Raw genomic sequence first — 19649 nt, 5'->3', positions numbered from 1 at the left:
GGAGTTTGCCGGATTACCGAGCAATAGTTCTATTTTCTTACCCAACAATGAACATTTTCGTACAAAGAGGCACATTCAAATGCTGGGCAAGGCTATCCTTGCTGCAGCGAGACCCACGCTTACATTTTTTATCGAGATCATGATTATGTCCGCTACACCCTCCACCATCCTGGTGGTCGAAGACGACGCCATTGTTCGGATGCTGATCGTAGACGTGCTCCAAGAACTGGACTTCAGCGTGCTTGAAGCAGACGGCAGCGAGCAGGCCATGGAACTGCTGGAGAATGCGGCCCAGCCCATTGACCTGCTGATGACCGACGTCGGGTTGCCGGGCATGGACGGCCGGGAGCTGGCAGCCAAGGCCCGCCAAATGCGCGAGAAAATGCCCATCCTGTTTGCCAGCGGCTATGCCGAAACCCTTGAGGTCGCAGAAGGCATGGCGGTGATTGGCAAACCTTTCTCCATTGATCAGTTGCGCGACAAAGTCAAAAGCCTGCTGACCGCCTGACGTGTAGTCGCTGCCGCAGGCTGCGAGGGCTGCGTAGCGGCCCCGCTTTTTGAAGGTCCTGCGGCCCTTATCGCAGCCTGCGGCAGCGACTACACCCCCCCCTTTAAATTGACGACTCTCCTGGGCTGTGGTTTCCTACACATCTTGTATCAGGTGCCCTTCACAGGGTGAAACGGGAAACCGGTGCGTCAGGCGTTAGTCCTGGCAAGTCCGGCGCTGCCCCCGCAACGGTAAGCGAGAGAAACATCAAATCCACTGTGCCGAGTGCATGGGAAGGAGATGTTTGCAGGCTCAACCCTTGAGCCCCTCGCAAGCCCGGAGACCGGCCTGGTTATTTTTCAATAACAAACCCGCGGTGGGCGGGCGCTGTTAAACCCTGCGGGCTTCGTTCGCGGGGTTTTCTTGCGCTTTGCTGCCCGTCGTCCGACCTGAGGCAAGCGCCATGTCTATCAGCACCAGCCGTACCCATTCCGCCGCGACCACTGCCACCCAAAGCCAACGCATTGTGGCGGCTGTCGGTGCTGCGGTACTGGGGGCTTTTCTCGTTTACTTCGCCGGGTTCTCCCATATCGATGCGGTTCACAATGCGGCCCATGACACCCGTCACAGCTCCGCCTTCCCGTGCCATTGAGACTGCCTGCCATGATTAAGCGTATCGCCCAAACCGCAGGCTTCACCGGCTTGCTGGCCGCCCTGCTGCTGACCCTGCTGCAAAGCCTGTGGGTGTCGCCACTCATTTTGCAGGCCGAAACCTACGAAAAACCTGCTGCCACTGAAGTGCACGAGCATGCCGACATGGCCATGCCAGCCCACGAGCACGACGCCGAGGCCTGGGAGCCGGAAGATGGCTGGCAGCGCGTGCTGTCTACCACGGGCGGCAATCTGGTGGTTGCTGTGGGTTTTGCCTTGATGCTGGCCGGCCTTTACACCTTGCGTGCCCCGACGCGCACTTCCCAGGGCCTGCTCTGGGGCCTTGCCGGTTATGCGGTGTTCTGCCTGGCGCCGACCCTGGGCCTGCCACCCGAGTTGCCGGGCACTGCAGCGGCAGATTTGCTGCAGCGTCAAATCTGGTGGGTCAGCACCGCAGCTTCGACCGCAGTGGCCATCGCACTGATGGTATTTGGCAAGCACTGGGCGCTGAAAGTGCTGGGCGTGGCGATTCTGGTGGTTCCGCATATTTTTGGCGCACCCCAGCCACTGGTGCATTCAAGCCTGGCCCCGGCCGAGCTGGAGTCGCAGTTCAAGATTGCTTCGCAACTGACCAACTTCGCCTTTTGGCTGGCCCTGGGCGTGATCAGCGCCTGGCTGTTTCGCCGCAAGTCTGAAGGCCAGTACTCGGCATGACGGCAACCGGCACAGCGCCAATCCTGGTGATTGGCCTGGGCTGTCGCCAGGATTGCACCGCGGCAGAGCTGTTGAGTCTGATCGAACGCTCTCTGGCCCGGGCCGGGATCCCGCTGAATGCGGTCCGTGCCCTGGCCAGTGTCGATCTCAAGCGCCAGGAACCCGGACTGCTGCAACTGGCAGCTCGACTGGAACTGGAGCTTGAGGTCTTCAGTGCGCAACAGCTTGCCCCGTACGCCCCTCAGCTGAGTCACCGGTCGAACCTTGTGTTCGAGAAAACCGGGTGTTTCGGGATTGCCGAAAGTGCTGCGCTGGCCCTGGCCGAGCGGTTCGCCGGCGCACCCGCTACCTTGCTGATTACGCGACAAAAATCACCCGGCGCCACCTTTGCGTTGGCCTGTTTCGAGCAAAACCCGCGATAATCCCCCGCCTCACTATGAGCGTTGTTCAAGAACAGCTCTATCTCAACCCCTTCAAGAGACTGCCATGACTGTTTATTTCATCGGCGCCGGACCCGGCGATCCTGAGCTGATTACCGTCAAGGGCCAGCGCCTGATTCGCAGTTGCCCGGTGATCATTTACGCGGGTTCGCTGGTCCCCGAGGCCGTGCTGCAAGGCCATCAGGCTGAGCAGGTGATCAACAGTGCGCAACTGCACCTTGAGCAGATCATCACCCTGATCAAGGCCGCCGACGCCAAAGGCCAGGACGTGGCCCGCGTACATTCCGGCGACCCCAGCTTGTACGGGGCCATTGGCGAACAGATCCGCTGCTTGCGTGAGCTGGGCATTGCCTTTGAGATCATTCCGGGAGTGACTGCCACCGCGGCCTGTGCGGCCATTCTGGGGGCCGAACTGACGTTGCCCGATATTTCGCAAACCGTGATTCTGACCCGTTACGCCGAAAAAACCGTTATGCCAGCCGGAGAAGAACTGGCCAGCCTGGCGCAGCACAAGGCGACCATGGCCATTCATCTGGGGGTCAAGAACCTTGAAAACATCGTTGCCGAACTGATCCCGCACTACGGCAGTGATTGCCCGATTGCCGTGATTCATCGCGCCAGCTGGCCTGACCAGGACTGGGTGCAAGGGACGCTTGCAGACATCGCGATCAAGGTCCAGGCCAAGGGATTCAGGCGTACGGCGCTGATCCTGGTGGGCCGGGTGCTGGCCAGTGACAGTTTTGGGGACTCGTCGCTGTACCGTGCGGGGCATGCGCATCTGTATCGGCCTTGAACGCTCTCCCCCTGTGGGAGCGGGCTTGCTCGCGATACGGACGGCGTGGCCTGTCAGGTAGATCCCATTAGGTTCTGCTGCGCCCGCACAATCCGAATCGCGCAGCCATAAAAAAACGGTGCTCACGGGGCACCGTTTTTTCTTCAGCTTCGCAGCGAACGCCCTGTTAGTAGTAGGCGTTTTCTTTCTGCGAGTGGTCGGTCACGTCACGTACGCCCTTGAGCTCCGGCACACGCTCAAGCAGGGTGCGCTCGATGCCTTCACGCAACGTCACGTCCGCCTGGCCGCAGCCCTGGCAACCGCCACCGAACTTGAGCACCGCGATACCGTCTTCAACCACTTCAATCAGGCTGACCTGACCGCCGTGGCTGGCCAAACCGGGATTGATCTCGGTTTGCAGGTAGTAGTTGATGCGCTCGTTGATCGGGCTGTCGGCATTGACCATCGGCACTTTGGCGTTTGGCGCCTTGATGGTCAGCTGACCACCCATGCGATCGGTGGCGTAGTCCACCACGGCATCGTCAAGGAAGGGTTCGCTGAACGAATCGATCCAGGCCGTGAAGCTTTTAAGGCCGATGGCGGTATCTTCAGATTTGACTTCAGCCGGCTTGCAGTAAGCAATGCAGGTTTCGGCGTACTGGGTACCGGGTTGGGTGATAAAGACGCGGATGCCGATACCCGGGGTGTTCTGCTTTGACAGCAGATCAGCCAGGTAATCGTGGGCAGCGTCGGTAATCGTTATGGCGCTCATGGAATCTCCTCGCAGACATGGGACGCAGTTTACGCCAATCGGCGCGCCTGACAAAGTCCTAGTGTTTTTGTCAGGAAAGCCACACCCCATGTATCAAATTCTAGTGGCTGATTACAGGTTTTCGTAGCGGTTCATATCCAGCACACCGGCCTCTACCGGGTCGGTTTCGCTGATGTACTGGCCAATATCGTGAAAGTACTGCCAGAACTGTGGATGGCTACGGCGAATCCCCCAGCGCTCGACAATGGTGTCAAAGGTCTCTTGATCCTTGCATTGCTCCATCGCTTCAACAAAGGCCTCAACCTGCCCCGTCGGGATATTGAACATGAAGTTCGGGTAGCTGCTGAGCACCCCGGGGTAGATGGCCAGGGTGTCCAGCCCAGGCTCCAGCCGGTATTCCTCGCCCAGCATGAAGGCCACGTTGGTGTGCGCGCGATTGCGCAGCATGCTGTACATCTCGCGCTTGCCGTCACGTCCCTCGATCCGCAGCATGCTGGCTTCTGGCAATTGACTGATGACCGACAGCCCCGCCGCAGGGCGCGAGGTCAGACGGCTCAGTGCCTGCTCGGCGTATTTGAACTCTTGCGGGATGTCGGGGCGTGAACAGTAAGCACCGACGCAACGGTTGATCGGGTCGGGCCGTGCATTCAGGGTGCCGGCGCGTTCAATCAGCTTGAGCGCAAAGTCACGCTTGGGGTCGGCCGGATCGAGCTTCATGCCGCTCGGCGTGCCGGTGTCGATCTTCTGGTAGTCCATCCACATCTTCAGCTTGCCGCTGTTCTGATACCAGCTGCTCAAGATGCCCGAACGGGCGTCGGCCGGCATCAAGCGCAGGAAGTTGACCTCGGCGCCGTTGCGGATCAAGTCAAAGTACAAGCGTGTCTGGGCCTGATGGGAAACGTTGCCGAACACATCGAAGTTGACCGCCAACTGGTAGTAGGTGCGCTCCAGCAACGGGTAGTCGAACAGCCACAGGGTTTGCGGGATTTCGCCGATCAGGCCCTTGCTGACACTGGCGCTGTCGAAGTGACGGAAAACGGTCAACAAGGCGTTGTCGTTGCCTGCCCACAGGGTCGACCAGCTCGGTGGCGGCATGTCGGCATAGGCTTGCTGGCGCAACTTCTCATAGTCATTGCGCTTGTTGCGATAGCGGTGCCACAACGAAATAACACTGCCAACGTCGTCGATCTGGCCGGGCATTGCCAGCAACGGCGTCGCTTCGCCACGATAGGCGGCGTCGGTGACATAGCGGTCATGGGCAGGCTCCTGGAACACGGTCCAGAAGTTGTCGCGAATCACGTCAGTCGCAATCTGCCCACGGCACACCGGCCCACGAATAAAGGTGCGTACGAAATACTCGGCGTTGTCGAGCATGAACTGGTAACGCGCCACCGCCGGAATCGCTTCAAAGACTTCGAACGGGTTGGCCCGACCTCGAGGCCCGTAGCCCGGCAAGCTGGTGGCATGCCAGTCACCGCTGTAGAACAGCTCTTTGACCCGCGCCAGCTTGTGCTCGCCCATCGGATAGATGATATGGGTTTTGTGCACGATCACGCCCTGAACGGGTATCAACCGATAGTAAAACGTGGTGCCGGGGTCGTCGTTCGGGCGGCGGGTAGCAATCAGGTCAACCGGCTGACCGCTTGGGGTGCGCGAACGCACCCACTGGAAGAAGTGCCCTGGCACGCCGTTGTCGAAGTAGGTATGGGCCAGAAACAAATGCTCGTACAACCAGCGCGCCACCAGGGCTTCGGTTGAACCTGGACGGTTGAGCAATTCTTCCCATTCGCTGATCTGTGCCGCTTCGACCGCAGTCGGCTTGATTGCGTGCTGGTCAACCTTCGCGCCCTGGGCCAGCCAGGTTTGTACGGTGTGGTATTGCTGGTTGGTCAATCCGGTCACGGCCAGCGGCATGCCTTCTTTTGGATGGCGTTGGGCGTAAGCGTCGAACTCCCCCGGCGCCGGACAGACGTTTTCGCGGTTGATGCCCAGGACAATTTCCTCGGGCAATTTGGCATTTGGGGTCAACGGGGTGCTGTGGCCCAGCTCCAGCATGCGCGCCATCAAGGACGCCTGCGCGCCCTGGGCATCGACTACCGGGTAGAACCCTTTAAGCCTCCACTCCTGCGGGCCATCGGCATCGAAGAAAATCCGCGTCGGGGCAACGGCATCGACACGATCTCCTTTATAGACCGGCACCTTGCTGGCACCGCGGGTCGCACCCTCCGCGCTGCCCAGGTTCAACTGGCAGGCTGCGTCGTTGCACGCGTGGCAGGCAACGCACTTTTCGGTGAGGATCGGCTGAATATCCCTGGTGTAGGAAATGACCGGACTAACCAACGGGGCCTGTGCCAACGCTGTACTGCACGCCACCAGCGTCACGGCGCTGGCGAGTAGGCGAAAAAACATGTGCCAGTGTCCTGATATCAAAAATATGTCGCGATTCTACCTGTCGCCGCCCTGCCACAACATGAATGAAATTCATGTAAATCAGCGGGCGCTCAAATCCCACGCAGGTTTGTTATGATTTCCCATCTTTTGCATGGCTCTAACAGGTAGTCCTATGTCTGACCGCAGCGCTCGTCTCCAAGCACTTCAGCAAGCCCTCAAAGAGCGCATTCTGATTCTCGATGGCGGCATGGGCACTATGATCCAAAGCTACCGCCTAGAGGAACACGACTATCGTGGCACACGCTTCGCCGACTGGCCGAGCGACGTCAAAGGCAACAACGACCTTTTGATCCTCAGCCGCCCCGATGTGATCGGAGCCATTGAAAAGGCGTATCTGGACTCTGGTGCCGACATTCTCGAAACCAACACGTTCAACGCCACCCAGGTTTCACAGGCCGACTACGGCATGCAGGCGCTGGCCTACGAACTAAACGTAGAAGGCGCACGCCTTGCGCGCAAGGTGGCCGACGCCAAGACCCTGGAGACCCCGGACAAACCACGCTTTGTTGCAGGCGTGCTCGGCCCTACCAGCCGTACCTGCTCGCTGTCGCCGGATGTCAACAACCCGGGTTATCGCAACGTCACCTTCGATGAACTGGTGGAGAACTACACCGAGGCCACCAGAGGCCTGATCGAAGGCGGCTGCGACCTGATCCTGATCGAGACCATTTTCGACACGCTCAATGCCAAAGCCGCGATTTTCGCCGTACAGGGCGTGTTCGAAGAGCTGGGAGTCGAGTTGCCGATCATGATTTCCGGCACCATCACCGACGCCTCTGGCCGTACCCTGTCGGGCCAGACCACCGAAGCGTTCTGGAACTCCGTGAGCCATGCCAAACCGATCTCGGTCGGTTTGAACTGCGCCCTGGGCGCCAGCGAGTTGCGTCCTTATCTCGAAGAGCTGTCGAACAAGGCCAGCACCTACGTCTCGGCTCACCCGAACGCGGGCCTGCCCAACGAGTTCGGCGAGTACGACGAACTGCCGAGCGAAACAGCCAAGGTCATTGAAGAGTTCGCTCAAAGCGGCTTCCTGAACATTGTCGGCGGTTGCTGCGGCACCACGCCGGGCCATATCCAGGCCATCGCCAATGCCGTGGCCGGTTACGCCCCGCGCCAGATTCCGGACATTCCCAAGGCCTGCCGCCTCTCCGGGCTGGAGCCGTTCACCATCGACCGCAGCTCGTTGTTCGTCAACGTCGGTGAACGTACCAACATCACAGGTTCCGCCCGCTTCGCCCGCCTGATCCGCGAAGACAACTACACCGAAGCCCTGGAAGTGGCGCTGCAACAGGTTGAGGCCGGTGCGCAGATCATCGACATCAACATGGACGAGGGCATGCTGGATTCGAAGAAGGCCATGGTGACCTTCCTCAACCTGATCGCTGGCGAGCCGGACATCTCTCGCGTACCGATCATGATCGATTCTTCCAAGTGGGAAGTGATCGAGGCGGGCCTCAAGTGCATCCAGGGCAAGGGCATCGTCAACTCGATCAGCATGAAAGAAGGCGTCGAGCAGTTCAAACATCACGCCAAACTGTGCAAGCGCTATGGCGCCGCCGTGGTGGTGATGGCCTTCGACGAAGCGGGCCAGGCCGACACCGAAGCCCGTAAAAAGGAAATCTGCAAACGTTCCTACGACATTCTGGTCAATGAAGTGGGCTTCCCGCCGGAAGACATCATCTTCGACCCGAACATCTTCGCCGTGGCCACCGGCATTGAAGAACACAACAACTACGCTGTGGACTTCATCAACGCGTGCGCCTATATCCGCGACGAGCTGCCCTATGCACTGACGTCGGGCGGCGTGTCCAACGTGTCGTTCTCGTTCCGTGGCAACAACCCGGTACGTGAAGCGATCCACTCGGTGTTTTTGCTGTACGCGATCCGTAATGGCCTGACCATGGGTATCGTCAACGCCGGCCAACTGGAGATCTACGACCAGATCCCGACTGAACTGCGCGACGCGGTAGAAGACGTGGTGCTCAACCGCACCCCCGATGCCACCGACAACCTGCTGGCCATTGCCGACAAGTACAAGGGCGATGGCAGCGTCAAGGAAGCCGAAACTGAAGAGTGGCGCAGCTGGGACGTGAACAAGCGTCTGGAGCACGCACTGGTCAAGGGCATCACCACCCATATCGTTGAAGACACTGAAGAGTCGCGCCTGTCCTTCAAGCGCCCGATCGAAGTGATCGAAGGCCCGTTGATGTCGGGCATGAACATCGTCGGCGACCTGTTTGGCGCGGGCAAGATGTTCCTGCCCCAGGTGGTTAAATCCGCCCGCGTGATGAAACAGGCCGTGGCGCATTTGATCCCGTTTATCGAGCTGGAAAAAGGCGACAAGCCGGAAGCCAAGGGCAAGATCCTGATGGCGACCGTGAAAGGTGACGTACACGATATCGGCAAGAACATCGTCGGCGTGGTGCTGGGCTGCAACGGCTACGACATCGTTGACCTTGGCGTGATGGTGCCCGCGGAGAAAATCCTTCAGGTGGCCAAGGAGCAGAAGTGCGACATCATCGGTCTCTCGGGACTGATCACGCCGTCACTGGACGAGATGGTGCATGTTGCCCGTGAAATGCAGCGCCAGAACTTCCATCTGCCCCTGATGATCGGCGGCGCCACGACGTCCAAGGCACACACCGCGGTCAAGATCGAACCCAAGTATCAGAACGATGCGGTGATCTATGTCACTGACGCCTCCCGCGCCGTGGGTGTGGCCACGCAGTTGCTGTCCAAAGAGCTGAAACCGGCCTTTGTCCAGAAGACCCGCGAAGAGTACGTTGAAGTGCGCGAGCGCACCGCCAACCGCAGCGCCCGCACCGAGCGCTTGAGCTACCCCGCCGCCATCGCCAAGAAACCACAGTTCGACTGGGCTGGCTACCAGCCGGTCAAGCCGACCTTTACCGGTGCCAAGGTGCTGGACAACATCGATCTCAAGGTCTTGGCCGAGTACATCGACTGGACGCCGTTCTTCATCTCCTGGGACCTGGCGGGCAAGTTCCCGCGCATTCTGACCGACGATGTGGTCGGCGAAGCGGCAACGGCACTATACGCCGACGCCCAGGAAATGCTTGCCAAGCTGATCGACGAAAAGCTGATCAGCGCCCGTGCTGTGTTCGGTTTCTGGCCGGCCAATCAGGTCAACGATGACGACCTGGAGCTGTACGGCGACGATGGCCAGCCATTGGCCAAACTCCATCACCTGCGCCAGCAGATCATCAAGACCGACGGCAAGCCGAACTTCTCCCTGGCCGACTTCGTCGCACCCAAAGACAGCGGCGTGACCGACTACGTGGGCGGCTTTATCACCACCGCCGGGATCGGCGCCGAAGAGGTGGCCAAGGCTTACCAGGACGCGGGCGACGATTACAACTCGATCATGGTCAAGGCCCTGGCCGACCGTCTGGCCGAAGCCTGCGCCGAGTGGCTGCACCAGCAGGTGCGGACAAACTACTGGGGCTACGCCAAGGATGAAAAGCTCGGCAATGAAGAGCTGATCAAGGAGCAATACAGCGGTATCCGCCCTGCCCCCGGCTACCCGGCGTGCCCGGATCACACCGAAAAAGGCACCTTGTTCCAGTTGCTCGACCCCGAAGCCGAAGAAATGCGCGCAGGCAAAAGCGGGGTGTTCCTCACCGAACACTACGCCATGTTCCCGGCGGCAGCGGTCAGTGGCTGGTACTTCGCTCACCCGCAAGCGCAATACTTTGCCGTGGGCAAGGTCGACAAGGACCAGATCGCCAGCTACACGGCACGCAAGGGTCAGGACCTGAGCGTGACCGAACGCTGGCTGGCACCCAACCTGGGCTATGACAACTGAGTCACCCGGCGACAGACAGCTCCCGCCGGGGCTGTCTGTCACATCGGCACACTCTCGCCGCGCTCACGCTGCGACAGGCGCATCAGTAACGCCCGTCGCTCGCTCGCCTTCTTATGCCCCATGGCTTCGATTTCGCGACTGTAGGCTTCGCCCAATTCCGGGTGAAGATCCTGCAGGGCTTCGGCCTCCAGCTCAAAGCGCTGCTCCAGCGCCGAGAAGTCCGCTTCGTAGGTGCGCTTCAGGTAGTTGACCCAGTAATCCTGGGCGATCAGTTGCTCCATATAGGCCGGACTGTCCTGGGCGGCAAGCACCCTGGTGAACGCCGTTTCGATATCGTCTGCAGTCACCTGCGCCGCGTTCCTGTACAGCATGTCCCTGGGCTGGCTGGGCAGGTCCAGGCGACCGGCCAGGCTGATGCGATAGGCCAGGCGAATTTCCGCAGGATCAATATCAGGATGCAGGCTGATGGCCGCAGCGGCTATTTCTTCCACTTGCCCCAAGCGGAACAGGCTGGTGGCCAGGCGCAGCAGCACCTTGCCTTCTTCGCCCGGCAGCACGGCATGCAGCGCATTGAACTCATGGACTTTCACTTCCAGATCGCTGAACAGCAGAATGCGTCCATCCCCGCAGGTCATGGGTGAATGGGCGATGACAAACACGTCGCGGCACAGAGCCGGATCGGAATCGGCCGCCTGTAAAACATCCCAGACCCGTCGCGTCAGATCAGCCTTGTCCTGAATAAAGTCGCGGGTGTACTTCAACTGCGCGAGCAAATGAAACAACCCTTCGCTGCCCTCCCGGGCACGCAGGTCGGCCCAGATGGCATGCTTTGGCGAAAGATCGGGCACAGTGTCAAACCAGCGTTCCTTTTGCAGATTCTCTGGCTCCGAGCCCGGGTGCACCAGATCCTCATCCGACACATCGGAGGAGCTGGCCGCTGTGTCCGTGTCCTCCAGCGCCAGCTCAATGTCCTCACGGGTAAAACCAAGGCTGTTGCCCGAAAACTCCATGTAGTCCCTCAGCGTGCTGTAACTGACGCTGGACAGCAGGTTATCGGACAGGTTGGTGTGGGCCATCAGCCCGTCGTTATTGCCTTCGAACAGCTCCGAGGGGATGTAGTCAATGTGGTTATTGCTCAGGTCCAGGGCGCCAAGGGCTGGGCTGGTGAGCGCACACACAGGCCAGCGCTCCAGGTTATTGCCGCGCAAATTGAGGGTTTGCAGTTGGTTCAGGCCGGTAAGGTCAAAACTGTCGAGGCCGTTATAACTCAGGTCCAGCCACTGCAAATGGGCCAGCGATTGCAATTGGCGCTGCAGGTGCTCGCCGCTTTCAAGCAGGTTGTAGGAAGCCTCAAGGCGGGTCAGGTTGTCCAGTGAACCCAGTGCTTCGGGCAAGCGGGTCAGCCTGTTGTTGTTAAGCCGCAAGGTATTCAAGGCCGGGAACTCACTGATAAACCCGGAACTGCCGTGTGCACCAAGCCTTACGCCACTGAGGTCAAGGGTGGTGACATGATCCAGCGAGGCATTCAACGGTGCGATATCACCCAGGCACAGATCCGAGAAATCCAGGCTATGGATATTGCCCACGTCATCCGTGGCAGAAGCACCCCGCACATGACGCCACGCATGCAGCACCCTGTCAGCCGCCCGCCTGCGGTCGATCGCACTCACCCAGCGCCCTCCCTCTCGACGACCAGGGACATCAATCCAGGTGTTGAGACGCTGGATCAGCCCATCGTACTGATGATTCCACTGTGCCAGCCGAGCCTCGATGTCCAGCGCACCCAGCCCTTGGGTTCGCCATTGCTCGATGCACGCGATGGCGTCCGCAAGCCCCATGTCAGGATGGATCCTGAGCAGCAAGGCACCAGGATCGGTCAGCGGCTGATCAGGGTCGAGCGCCGGAGCGGCCACGAGCAACAGATCCGGGTTGTCGGATACGTCCTCGGGAAAAAACTCGGGCGTGCCACCGGTTTTGCCTGATGCCAGCAAAAAGGGGCTGATATCCCCGGCGCTCTCGCGCCCGGTACGGCGTGCATAGGCCAGCAAATCGGCACAGCTGGCAGGGGTTAACCGGCATCCGCGCAGGTGTGTGCCGAGCATCAATTGATCATGCCCCTGCAATGCCGCTCGAGGGACTTCGCTGATGGCGCTGCGGTTCAGGTTCAATTGGCGCAACAGCGGTAACTGCAACGCCCCCGTGGGCCGCAACCTGATCCCCGAGTCACTGAGGTCAAGTGACTCGAGCCGGGTCAGGGTACTGACGTCCAGGGCTATGATGCGATTGCCCTGCAAGTTCAGTTTCTGCAACTCGGTCAAATGGTTCAGCCGGCCCTGCATCGTGGGGCTGAGCGTCAATTCGTTAAACGCCAGGTTGAGGTCAGTGATCTGCCTCAGTTCACCGAGGGCCGCGGGCAATGAGGTCAGATTGCTGCGGCTCAGGGTCAAGGTCTTGACGTGGGGGAACACGCCCAGAAAGCGGTCCAGCTCATCGTGGGGAACTCTCAGGTTACTCATGTCCAGACTATGCACATGACCAAAACCGTTCGCGGGCAGTGCTGGCAAGTCATGCACCCCGCCTCCCGACAGATCAAGAGAACCGCTTCTTGAAGCCTGCCGCCACGAGGGGCCCGGGCTGGCTTCTTGTACCTCCAGACGGGCAGCAACACCCTGGCTCCAGCACTGCTGAAGCCTGTCGGCCACTTGCCTGCGAAAAAACATGTCGGCGGTGGGTGGCTGCTTGTCTATCCACCGGTCTATCGCCACAGTGAGTGCATCCTGCTCTGCATGCAGCGCATTCACTCGCACCAGCAGGTCAGGCAACGCCTGGTACCGGCCTGCGTATTGAGTCAGCACCGTGTCGCGAAAATGCACATCCTGGGGTACAAAACGCTTGATACATCCCCGGCAGTAATCCGCTATCCACTGCTGCGCATCCATCGGATGCGCCGGGTTGTCACGCACGTACTCGTAGGCCCTCATCACCGTCGCCGGGTCAATGCCAGGCCAGTTCAGGTGCATACCCCGCCAGAGCCGCAAATGCCCGGAAAATAAAGGCTCAGGCAAGGTCTTGAGGGTGGTGCCTGACAGATCAAGGGTTTCGAGATGCTCAAGGTCGAGCAGGCCGCCGGGCCAGTGTCCGAGGTTCCCGTGTACCCGCAATGCCCTCAACCCGGGCCAGCCACTGACGTCCAGGGTATCCAGCGCCCCCACCAGGGACAGGCGCTCGATCTGGGTGACAGCGCGCAGTTGTTCGATAAAGGCCCGGGAGAAACCCTGCCATCGGGCCTCAAGGGAAAGATCCGTGATCCAGGACAGTTGCGCCAAGCCTTGGGGCACCGCCAACAGTTCTGCATGCTCAACATTCACCTCAAGGCGCTGCACGCCGGGAAAACGCCGCACAAAGCCCATGCCGGGCTCACTCATCAGCAAGTCGGCATCCAGCTTCAGCGTCCTGACATGGGAGAAATCGGCTTGCAGTGCCGGCAGGCCAGTGATCCAGTCCAGGTCGAATTCCAGATTGAGGTAAGACGAAGGCTCACCGTTGCGGTAGAGCCCCTCGCGCCAACACGCGACCAGGCGGTCGCTGACGTGCTGGCGCATGGCCTGATGGAGCGGCTCTCTGGCAGCAACCTTCCATTGCTGCAGTGTCTGGCGCAACCCGTCCAGTTCGCGCTGCCGGGTCATGAGAAAGTGATATACCTGCTGATCTGACTGACCTTCTCGCAGGCGGTTACTGACATAGCTGATCACCTCCTCATCGGTCATGTTCGGATAAACCTCGCGCATGCGGGCAATCAGCGACGCTGACACCTCCCCCGCTTGAGCCCTGCCCGACAGGGGGTAGCCGATCCGGCTGTTGATTTTTTGCAGCCGGGGCCTGGACCTCGGGACGTGGAGATTCAGACAGCGGGCCATTTCATCGCGGTGCGCGGTCCCATAGTCCCCCAGTGCTCGTTGCAGTTCGGCGCCCTGAGTCGCCAGGGGTATGGCCGACAAATGCTCCCGGCAATACAGGGCCAGCCGGGCCGTGTCCCGTGTCGCCTGAGCCGGTAAGTACAGGCCCGCCAATGCCCGGTTAAGACGGCTTTGCTGGGCCAGGGTGCGCGCCAGATCGTCCATTGCCGGTGGCACCTGACGGGTCTCGCCCATACGGGCCAACTCGCGATACCCGGTCTGTTCCAGCAGTTCCTGGGCCACCCGCTCGGAAAGCATGGGATAGCGACGGCGCAGCCAGTCGACATCCGGATTGTGCTGCTTGCCCGGGCCGCCCATTTGGGCCCCGCCGGCAAACTGCTCCAGGGTGTCCATCAACATGGCCGGGACAGGCAGGCCATCGACATGGATCTTGCGCAGCGCATCGTCACTGATGCCGCATACATCGCCAATCTGGCCTAGGGTCCGGTCATCAAACCTGTCAGTCTCGTGCCCCAGCCGACGCAGCAAAGTTTCGCGCGACCACTGCAAGGGCCGCTCATGATGGTGCCGCCAGGCACCGCCATGGTTATGTTCGAGCAACGGTTGATAGGCCGCGTTGTCCGCCGGGTGCTTGACCCGCCAGGCATTGAGCGCCGGGTCGAACACCTGCTCATAGAAGTACCGGTCGATCTGCACATAGGTCTTGCCATCGACCCGATACTGGCCCAACGCATTGGGCCTGACGTGTGGCTGAAACAACGGATCACATCGATAAGGCACAAGGTCCGGATTCCACAGCCTGGCCTCACCCCCGGGCAGGACGATTTGCGTGAGATGGTCGACCCACTTCGCCAGGCTACCGTCTGCCACCTTGCCGAACGCATAACCGCCGCCGCTCATGGTCGCGGCCAGCGCCACGTTGATGGCCACTGCCTGCAGGCTCGCCCAGGCACCGTCAACATCGCCAGCTGTCCAGGCTTCGACGCCGTGATAGACCTGCGCGCCCATTTGCAACGCCATGACCGCCATCATCACCTCGCCTGCGCCGGGGATAAAAAACGCGGCCACATTCACTGCATCCATCCCCAGGCCCAGCCAGTAATCCAGACGCTCTTGCAGCAGCTTGCTGTCGGCATCGGCGGTTGGCACCGCGAGCTTGCGCGCATTGGCTTTCAACCGTTCCAGGTGCAGGCTGTACAGCCCGTTAAACAACTGGCCGGGGGGCGTATCCAGGTAGACCTGGCCAAGCTTGAGGTCGACTTCATCCACATAGACCGCAGGCTCAATCCCCTTGGGGTCAGCCGCGCGCTTGTACAGCTGGTGGTTGAGCCGCGAGAGAAATGCCTGGGCCTCGCCCTGGGGCATCAGGTTGGCAAACAACCGCTGATACTGCGGTGTGCGCAGGTTCAGGCCCAGCTCATACTGGAAGGCTTCCAGGGACGGGTATTGCTTGAGTGGCGCCACCGGATCACCGGGGATATAGACCACCAGGGGTTCCATATCGGGTTTTTTCATCACCGGCACCTGGAACCCAAAGCCGCTGTCCTGCCACTCGGTCACCGGTAGAGTTGAGCGCCAGGGACCGATCAGCAACACCTCGGCCACGGTCAATCCATACAACTGCAATTGACTGAAGACCACCGGCTTGCCATTTAGCCTGGGCTGCGGGTCGTCTTCGAGCACGCCGCGCAACATGTCATAGGCCGTTGCTGACACCTGCTTTTGCATCAAAGCGGTATGCAAGCGCACAGCCAGCAGCTCTTTTTGTGCGCGGATCATCTGGCGCCGCACCAAAGGTGCCCGACCAGGGACATCAAACACCGCGCCCAGATGCGCCTGATACTGCTGCCCCAGATCCAGGGCCCGGCAGATCTGCGAGAACACCTGGGGGGACATGTCCAGTTTTTCCCGATAGCTGAAGCCAGGCACGGGCTTGAGATTGTCCAGCGTCTCCTCAAACAGGCTGACCACAGGCCCGGTACCGTGCAGTAACCCGTCAGCGACCGTGGCATAGATGTCCGGGGGTTGCGCCGCATTCGTCATGCCCAGGGGCAAAGCCCCTGCCGGGGCCAGTGCACTGACCTGCCCTTTGACCACCAGGGAAAACGCCTCATTGCCTTCAAAGTTCATCAACGCGGCTTGCAACAGGCTTTGATGTTGCACCGGCTGATTGCGTCGCAGATAAAACAGCCGGTTCCTGTTGATATCCATCCCCTGGCTGGAGGCACTGTGACTGTGCAGCGCCTCCTTGAGCCTGGGCTCGGCAAACTGGGTGATGCCTTGCAGGTCCTTGAGGGTTTTGGCCAATTCGACATAGGCCCGTTGGCTGCGGTCCTGACTGACCATCAGCGCCTGGCGCAACCAGGACGGTGCATTCGTGAACCAGGGCGGTGGCTCGACCGCAGACACCTGGCCCTTCCACAAACCCGGTTCAAGACGCTTGATATCGGCCACATGGCTGTGTTTGATCCAGCCCGGCAGCTGGCGTTTGATAAAAGCCGCGTGCGGCCCCAGCCCATTGCGTATGTATAGATTGTCCATAGTGGGAACTTCCAGAGACTCGTTTGAATGAGCCTCACTACTACGAAAGTTCCAAATCGGCGGGTGGTAGTCCGTTAGCGCACCGGGAAATACCCGCTCCCAGCCCCAGGTCTTGGCTACGCTGTATCGAGCGGGTGCGAACAACAGAGGAGAGGCAAATGGACGATCCTGCGGACAACAAGCCACCGACCTTCTGGCAAATGCTGCACAGCGTGATGGCCGCTGCGTTTGGCGTACAGAGCGGAAAAAACCGGACCCGGGATTTCACCCACGGCAAACCCGCCCATTTTTTGCTGTTGGGCCTGTTATTTACCGCGGTGTTTGCCTTGATCCTGTTCGGGATCGTCAAGCTGGTGCTGCATCTGGCGGGGGTATAACGAACCCGGACTTCATCACCCATCCCGCGTGTAGTCGCTGACGAGTGGAACGAGGCTGCGATCGATCGCGAAGCGGTCGCAAAACCGGTACACGCGGTTTGCCTGATTAACCGTGGAAGCTGATTTAAAACTGCTACGTCGGGGTGCCGCCTCACGCCGATCGCAGCCTCGCACGGCTCGTCAGCGACTACAGGGCGGCTACTGATGACTCACCCAAAACACCGCCGTGGCAACCACCAGAATGATCAGGAAAAAAATAGCCCACGCATCAACCTTGCTGTCGTTTTTGCGCGCTTTCACGGGAGTACTCATCGCATCGCCTCTTTTCGGTTTTATGGGTGATTGCTTGAAGACTTCTGCTCAGTTAAGTCCAGCAATGCCCCGACCACAAGTAAGGGATTGAGAATCAACCTCTTATAGTCGTTTTGGTTCTTTGCATATGCTTAAACATCACTTTTGCGCATAACTACAAACTGGTATCGTGCCCCGCTCCGTGGGGAGTGCGCGGCCGTGCGCGCAGATAAGCTGTTAGCAGCCTGAGAACAGGACCTATATGTACGTATATGACGAGTACGATCAGCGGATCATCGAGGACCGCGTAAAGCAGTTCCGGGATCAGACCCGACGCTATCTGGCAGGTGAGCTGAGCGAAGAAGAGTTCCGCCCCCTGCGCCTGCAAAATGGCCTTTATGTTCAACGTTTTGCCCCGATGCTGCGAGTTGCGGTGCCGTATGGTCAACTGACTTCGCGCCAGGCGCGAATGATGGCCAAAATCGCTCGCGACTATGACAAGGGCTATGCCCACATCAGTACCCGCCAGAACGTGCAGTTCAACTGGCCCGCGCTGGAAGATATTCCGGACATTCTGGAAGAGCTGGCAACCGTGCAGATGCACGCCATTCAGACCAGCGGTAACTGCCTGCGCAACGTCACCACCGACCAGTTCGCCGGTGTCGCTGCCGATGAACTGATCGATTCGCGCCCTTGGTGCGAAATCGTGCGTCAGTGGACGACCTTCCACCCGGAATTCGCCTACCTGCCACGCAAATTCAAAATTGCAATCAACGGCTCGACATCCGACCGTGCTGCAATCGAAGTCCATGACATTGGTCTTGAGCCCGTATTCAACGAAGCCGGCGATCTGGGCTTTCGCGTACTCGTGGGTGGCGGCCTGGGCCGTACGCCGGTCATCGGCGCGTTCATCAACGAGTTCTTGCCGTGGCAAGACCTGCTGAGCTACCTCGAAGCCATCCTGCGGGTTTACAACCGCTATGGCCGTCGTGACAACAAGTACAAGGCGCGGATCAAGATTCTGGTCAAGGCCCTGACGCCTGAAGTGTTTGCAGAGCGCGTTGAAGCCGAAATGGTTCACCTGCGCGGTGGCTCGAATACCCTGACCGAAGCTGAAGTACAGCGTATCGCCAAGCACTTCGTGGACCCGGACTACAAAGCCCTGCCTGACTTCGGCGCTGAACTGGCCGAACTCGACAAGCAGCACCCGGGCTTCGCCCGTTGGCGTACCCGCAATACCCTGGCCCATAAAAAGCCGGGTTATGTCGCTGTTACCCTGTCGCTGAAGCCTACCGGCGTCGCACCGGGCGATGTGACCGACAAACAGTGGGACGCAATCGCCGACATGGCCGACCGCTTCAGCTTTGGCCAGCTGCGCACCTCCCACGAACAGAACATCATTCTTGCCGATGTGGAAGAGAACCAGTTGTTCACCATGTGGGGCGAGTTGCGCGAAAATGGCTTTGCCACGCCGAACATTGGCTTGCTGACCGACATGATCTGCTGCCCGGGCGGCGATTTCTGCTCCCTGGCCAACGCCAAGTCGATCCCGATCGCCGAATCGATCCAGCGTCGTTTCGAAGACCTGGACTACCTGTTCGACATCGGCGAGCTGGACCTGAACATCTCCGGTTGCATGAACGCCTGTGGTCACCACCACGTCGGTCACATCGGGATTCTGGGTGTCGACAAGAAAGGCGCCGAGTTCTATCAGGTGTCCCTGGGTGGCAGCGCCAGCCGTGACGCAAGTCTGGGCAAAATCCTCGGTCCTTCGTTCGCACAAGACGCCATGCCGGATGTGATTGAAAAGCTGATCGACGTCTATGTTGAAAAACGTACCGAAGACGAGCGCTTCATCGACACCTATCAACGTATCGGCATTGACCCTTTCAAGGAGCGCGTCTATGCAGCGAATCATTAAGAACAATCAGGTCATCGACGAAACCTGGCACTTGCTGCCCAAGGAAACCACCTTTGACGAAATCTCCAACTGCGACGATCTCATCGTCCCGTTGGTGATGTGGCGCGAGCACGGCCATGCACTCAAGGCCCGTGATGGCGGCCTGGGTGTGTGGCTGGACAGCGATGAAGAAGCCGAGGAACTGGGCGAAGACGTGGCGCATTTTCAGGTCATTGCCCTGAACTTCCCGGCCTTCACCGATGGTCGCAGCTACTCCAATGCCCGCTTGCTGCGTGACCGTTATGGTTACAAAGGCGAATTGCGCGCCATTGGCGATGTGCTGCGCGACCAGTTGTTCTATCTGCATCGCTGCGGTTTTGACGCGTTCGCCATTCGCGCCGATAAAGACCCGTACGAAGCACTGGAAGGCTTGAAGGATTTTTCGGTGACCTACCAGTCGTCGAGCGACGAGCCGATGCCGCTGTTCCGCCGTCGTTAAGTGTGTGGCTGGCC

General features: G+C 59.7%; 12 protein-coding genes and 1 riboswitch. Of the genes, 9 read left to right on the top strand and 3 right to left on the bottom strand.

Going from position 1 to position 19649, the window contains the following annotated elements:
• The first annotated feature begins 145 nt into the window (after window positions 1-145).
• From V6P94_RS14320 to cobM, 5 genes are all read left to right on the top strand, one after another.
• Window positions 146-508: a response regulator gene (locus V6P94_RS14320; RefSeq protein ID WP_338647212.1), complete on the top strand. Its 363-nt coding sequence runs from the start codon at window positions 146-148 to the stop codon at window positions 506-508.
• Between the two features lie 134 nt (window positions 509-642).
• Window positions 643-854, top strand: a riboswitch (cobalamin riboswitch).
• Between the two features lie 96 nt (window positions 855-950).
• Entirely contained in the window at window positions 951-1139 is a 189-nt protein-coding gene (locus tag V6P94_RS14315; RefSeq protein WP_019827274.1) for a CbtB-domain containing protein, read from the top strand.
• 11 nt (window positions 1140-1150) lie between these two features.
• Complete coding sequence (locus tag V6P94_RS14310; RefSeq protein ID WP_133076871.1) at window positions 1151-1852, top strand: CbtA family protein; 702 nt, start codon at window positions 1151-1153, stop codon at window positions 1850-1852.
• Window positions 1849-2274, top strand: coding sequence for a cobalamin biosynthesis protein (locus tag V6P94_RS14305; protein ID WP_133076872.1), 426 nt, complete (start codon window positions 1849-1851; stop codon window positions 2272-2274). The genes V6P94_RS14310 and V6P94_RS14305 overlap by 4 nt, the downstream gene beginning before the upstream one ends.
• 64 nt (window positions 2275-2338) lie before the next feature.
• Entirely contained in the window at window positions 2339-3085 is a 747-nt protein-coding gene (gene cobM, locus V6P94_RS14300) for a precorrin-4 C(11)-methyltransferase (protein ID WP_133076873.1), read from the top strand.
• Between the two features lie 166 nt (window positions 3086-3251).
• On the opposite strand, the gene nfuA is transcribed toward cobM, so the two are convergent.
• A complete protein-coding gene (gene nfuA, locus V6P94_RS14295) occupies window positions 3252-3836 on the bottom strand; it encodes a Fe-S biogenesis protein NfuA (RefSeq protein WP_019827280.1) in 585 nt (194 codons plus the stop codon).
• Between the two features lie 111 nt (window positions 3837-3947).
• Window positions 3948-6245 carry a fatty acid cis/trans isomerase gene (locus tag V6P94_RS14290; protein WP_338647205.1) on the bottom strand — a complete coding sequence of 766 codons (2298 nt, stop codon included), beginning with the start codon at window positions 6243-6245 and terminating at the stop codon, window positions 3948-3950.
• Window positions 6246-6399: 154 nt separating this feature from the next.
• Here V6P94_RS14290 and metH point away from each other — a divergent pair, with 154 nt between their 5' ends.
• Window positions 6400-10110 (top strand): methionine synthase, encoded by a 3711-nt coding sequence (gene metH, locus V6P94_RS14285; RefSeq protein ID WP_326397957.1) that lies wholly within the window; start codon window positions 6400-6402, stop codon window positions 10108-10110.
• A 38-nt stretch (window positions 10111-10148) separates the two neighbouring features.
• Here the strand turns inward: metH and V6P94_RS14280 are convergent, their stop codons facing one another.
• A complete protein-coding gene (locus tag V6P94_RS14280; protein ID WP_338647200.1) occupies window positions 10149-16568 on the bottom strand; it encodes an NEL-type E3 ubiquitin ligase domain-containing protein in 6420 nt (2139 codons plus the stop codon).
• 158 nt (window positions 16569-16726) lie between these two features.
• Here V6P94_RS14280 and V6P94_RS14275 point away from each other — a divergent pair, with 158 nt between their 5' ends.
• From V6P94_RS14275 to V6P94_RS14265, 3 genes are all read left to right on the top strand, one after another.
• Window positions 16727-16945 (top strand): DUF2970 domain-containing protein, encoded by a 219-nt coding sequence (locus tag V6P94_RS14275; protein ID WP_133076877.1) that lies wholly within the window; start codon window positions 16727-16729, stop codon window positions 16943-16945.
• Window positions 16946-17498: 553 nt separating this feature from the next.
• Entirely contained in the window at window positions 17499-19157 is a 1659-nt protein-coding gene (locus V6P94_RS14270) for a nitrite/sulfite reductase (protein WP_133076878.1), read from the top strand.
• A complete protein-coding gene (locus tag V6P94_RS14265) occupies window positions 19141-19635 on the top strand; it encodes a DUF934 domain-containing protein (RefSeq protein ID WP_133076879.1) in 495 nt (164 codons plus the stop codon). The genes V6P94_RS14270 and V6P94_RS14265 overlap by 17 nt, the downstream gene beginning before the upstream one ends.
• Window positions 19636-19649: the final 14 nt, after the last annotated feature.

Origin of the sequence: Pseudomonas sp. ML2-2023-3 (genome assembly GCF_037055275.1) — a bacterium.
In the GTDB taxonomy this organism is placed as follows: domain Bacteria; phylum Pseudomonadota; class Gammaproteobacteria; order Pseudomonadales; family Pseudomonadaceae; genus Aquipseudomonas.
The sequence above is the reverse complement of the archived record's forward strand: the minus strand, read 5'-3'. Positions and strand labels throughout refer to the sequence as shown.

Bases quoted from the DNA above. Each gene is read 5' to 3' on its own strand.
- V6P94_RS14320 (WP_338647212.1), top strand. From the start codon at position 146: ATGTCCGCTACACCCTCCACCATCCTGGTGGTCGAAGACGACGCCATT.
- V6P94_RS14315 (WP_019827274.1), top strand. From the start codon at position 951: ATGTCTATCAGCACCAGCCGTACCCATTCCGCCGCGACCACTGCCACC.
- V6P94_RS14310 (WP_133076871.1), top strand. From the start codon at position 1,151: ATGATTAAGCGTATCGCCCAAACCGCAGGCTTCACCGGCTTGCTGGCC.
- V6P94_RS14305 (WP_133076872.1), top strand. From the start codon at position 1,849: ATGACGGCAACCGGCACAGCGCCAATCCTGGTGATTGGCCTGGGCTGT.
- cobM (WP_133076873.1), top strand. From the start codon at position 2,339: ATGACTGTTTATTTCATCGGCGCCGGACCCGGCGATCCTGAGCTGATT.
- nfuA (WP_019827280.1), bottom strand. From the start codon at position 3,836: ATGAGCGCCATAACGATTACCGACGCTGCCCACGATTACCTGGCTGAT.
- V6P94_RS14290 (WP_338647205.1), bottom strand. From the start codon at position 6,245: ATGTTTTTTCGCCTACTCGCCAGCGCCGTGACGCTGGTGGCGTGCAGT.
- metH (WP_326397957.1), top strand. From the start codon at position 6,400: ATGTCTGACCGCAGCGCTCGTCTCCAAGCACTTCAGCAAGCCCTCAAA.
- V6P94_RS14280 (WP_338647200.1), bottom strand. From the start codon at position 16,568: ATGGACAATCTATACATACGCAATGGGCTGGGGCCGCACGCGGCTTTT.
- V6P94_RS14275 (WP_133076877.1), top strand. From the start codon at position 16,727: ATGGACGATCCTGCGGACAACAAGCCACCGACCTTCTGGCAAATGCTG.
- V6P94_RS14270 (WP_133076878.1), top strand. From the start codon at position 17,499: ATGTACGTATATGACGAGTACGATCAGCGGATCATCGAGGACCGCGTA.
- V6P94_RS14265 (WP_133076879.1), top strand. From the start codon at position 19,141: ATGCAGCGAATCATTAAGAACAATCAGGTCATCGACGAAACCTGGCAC.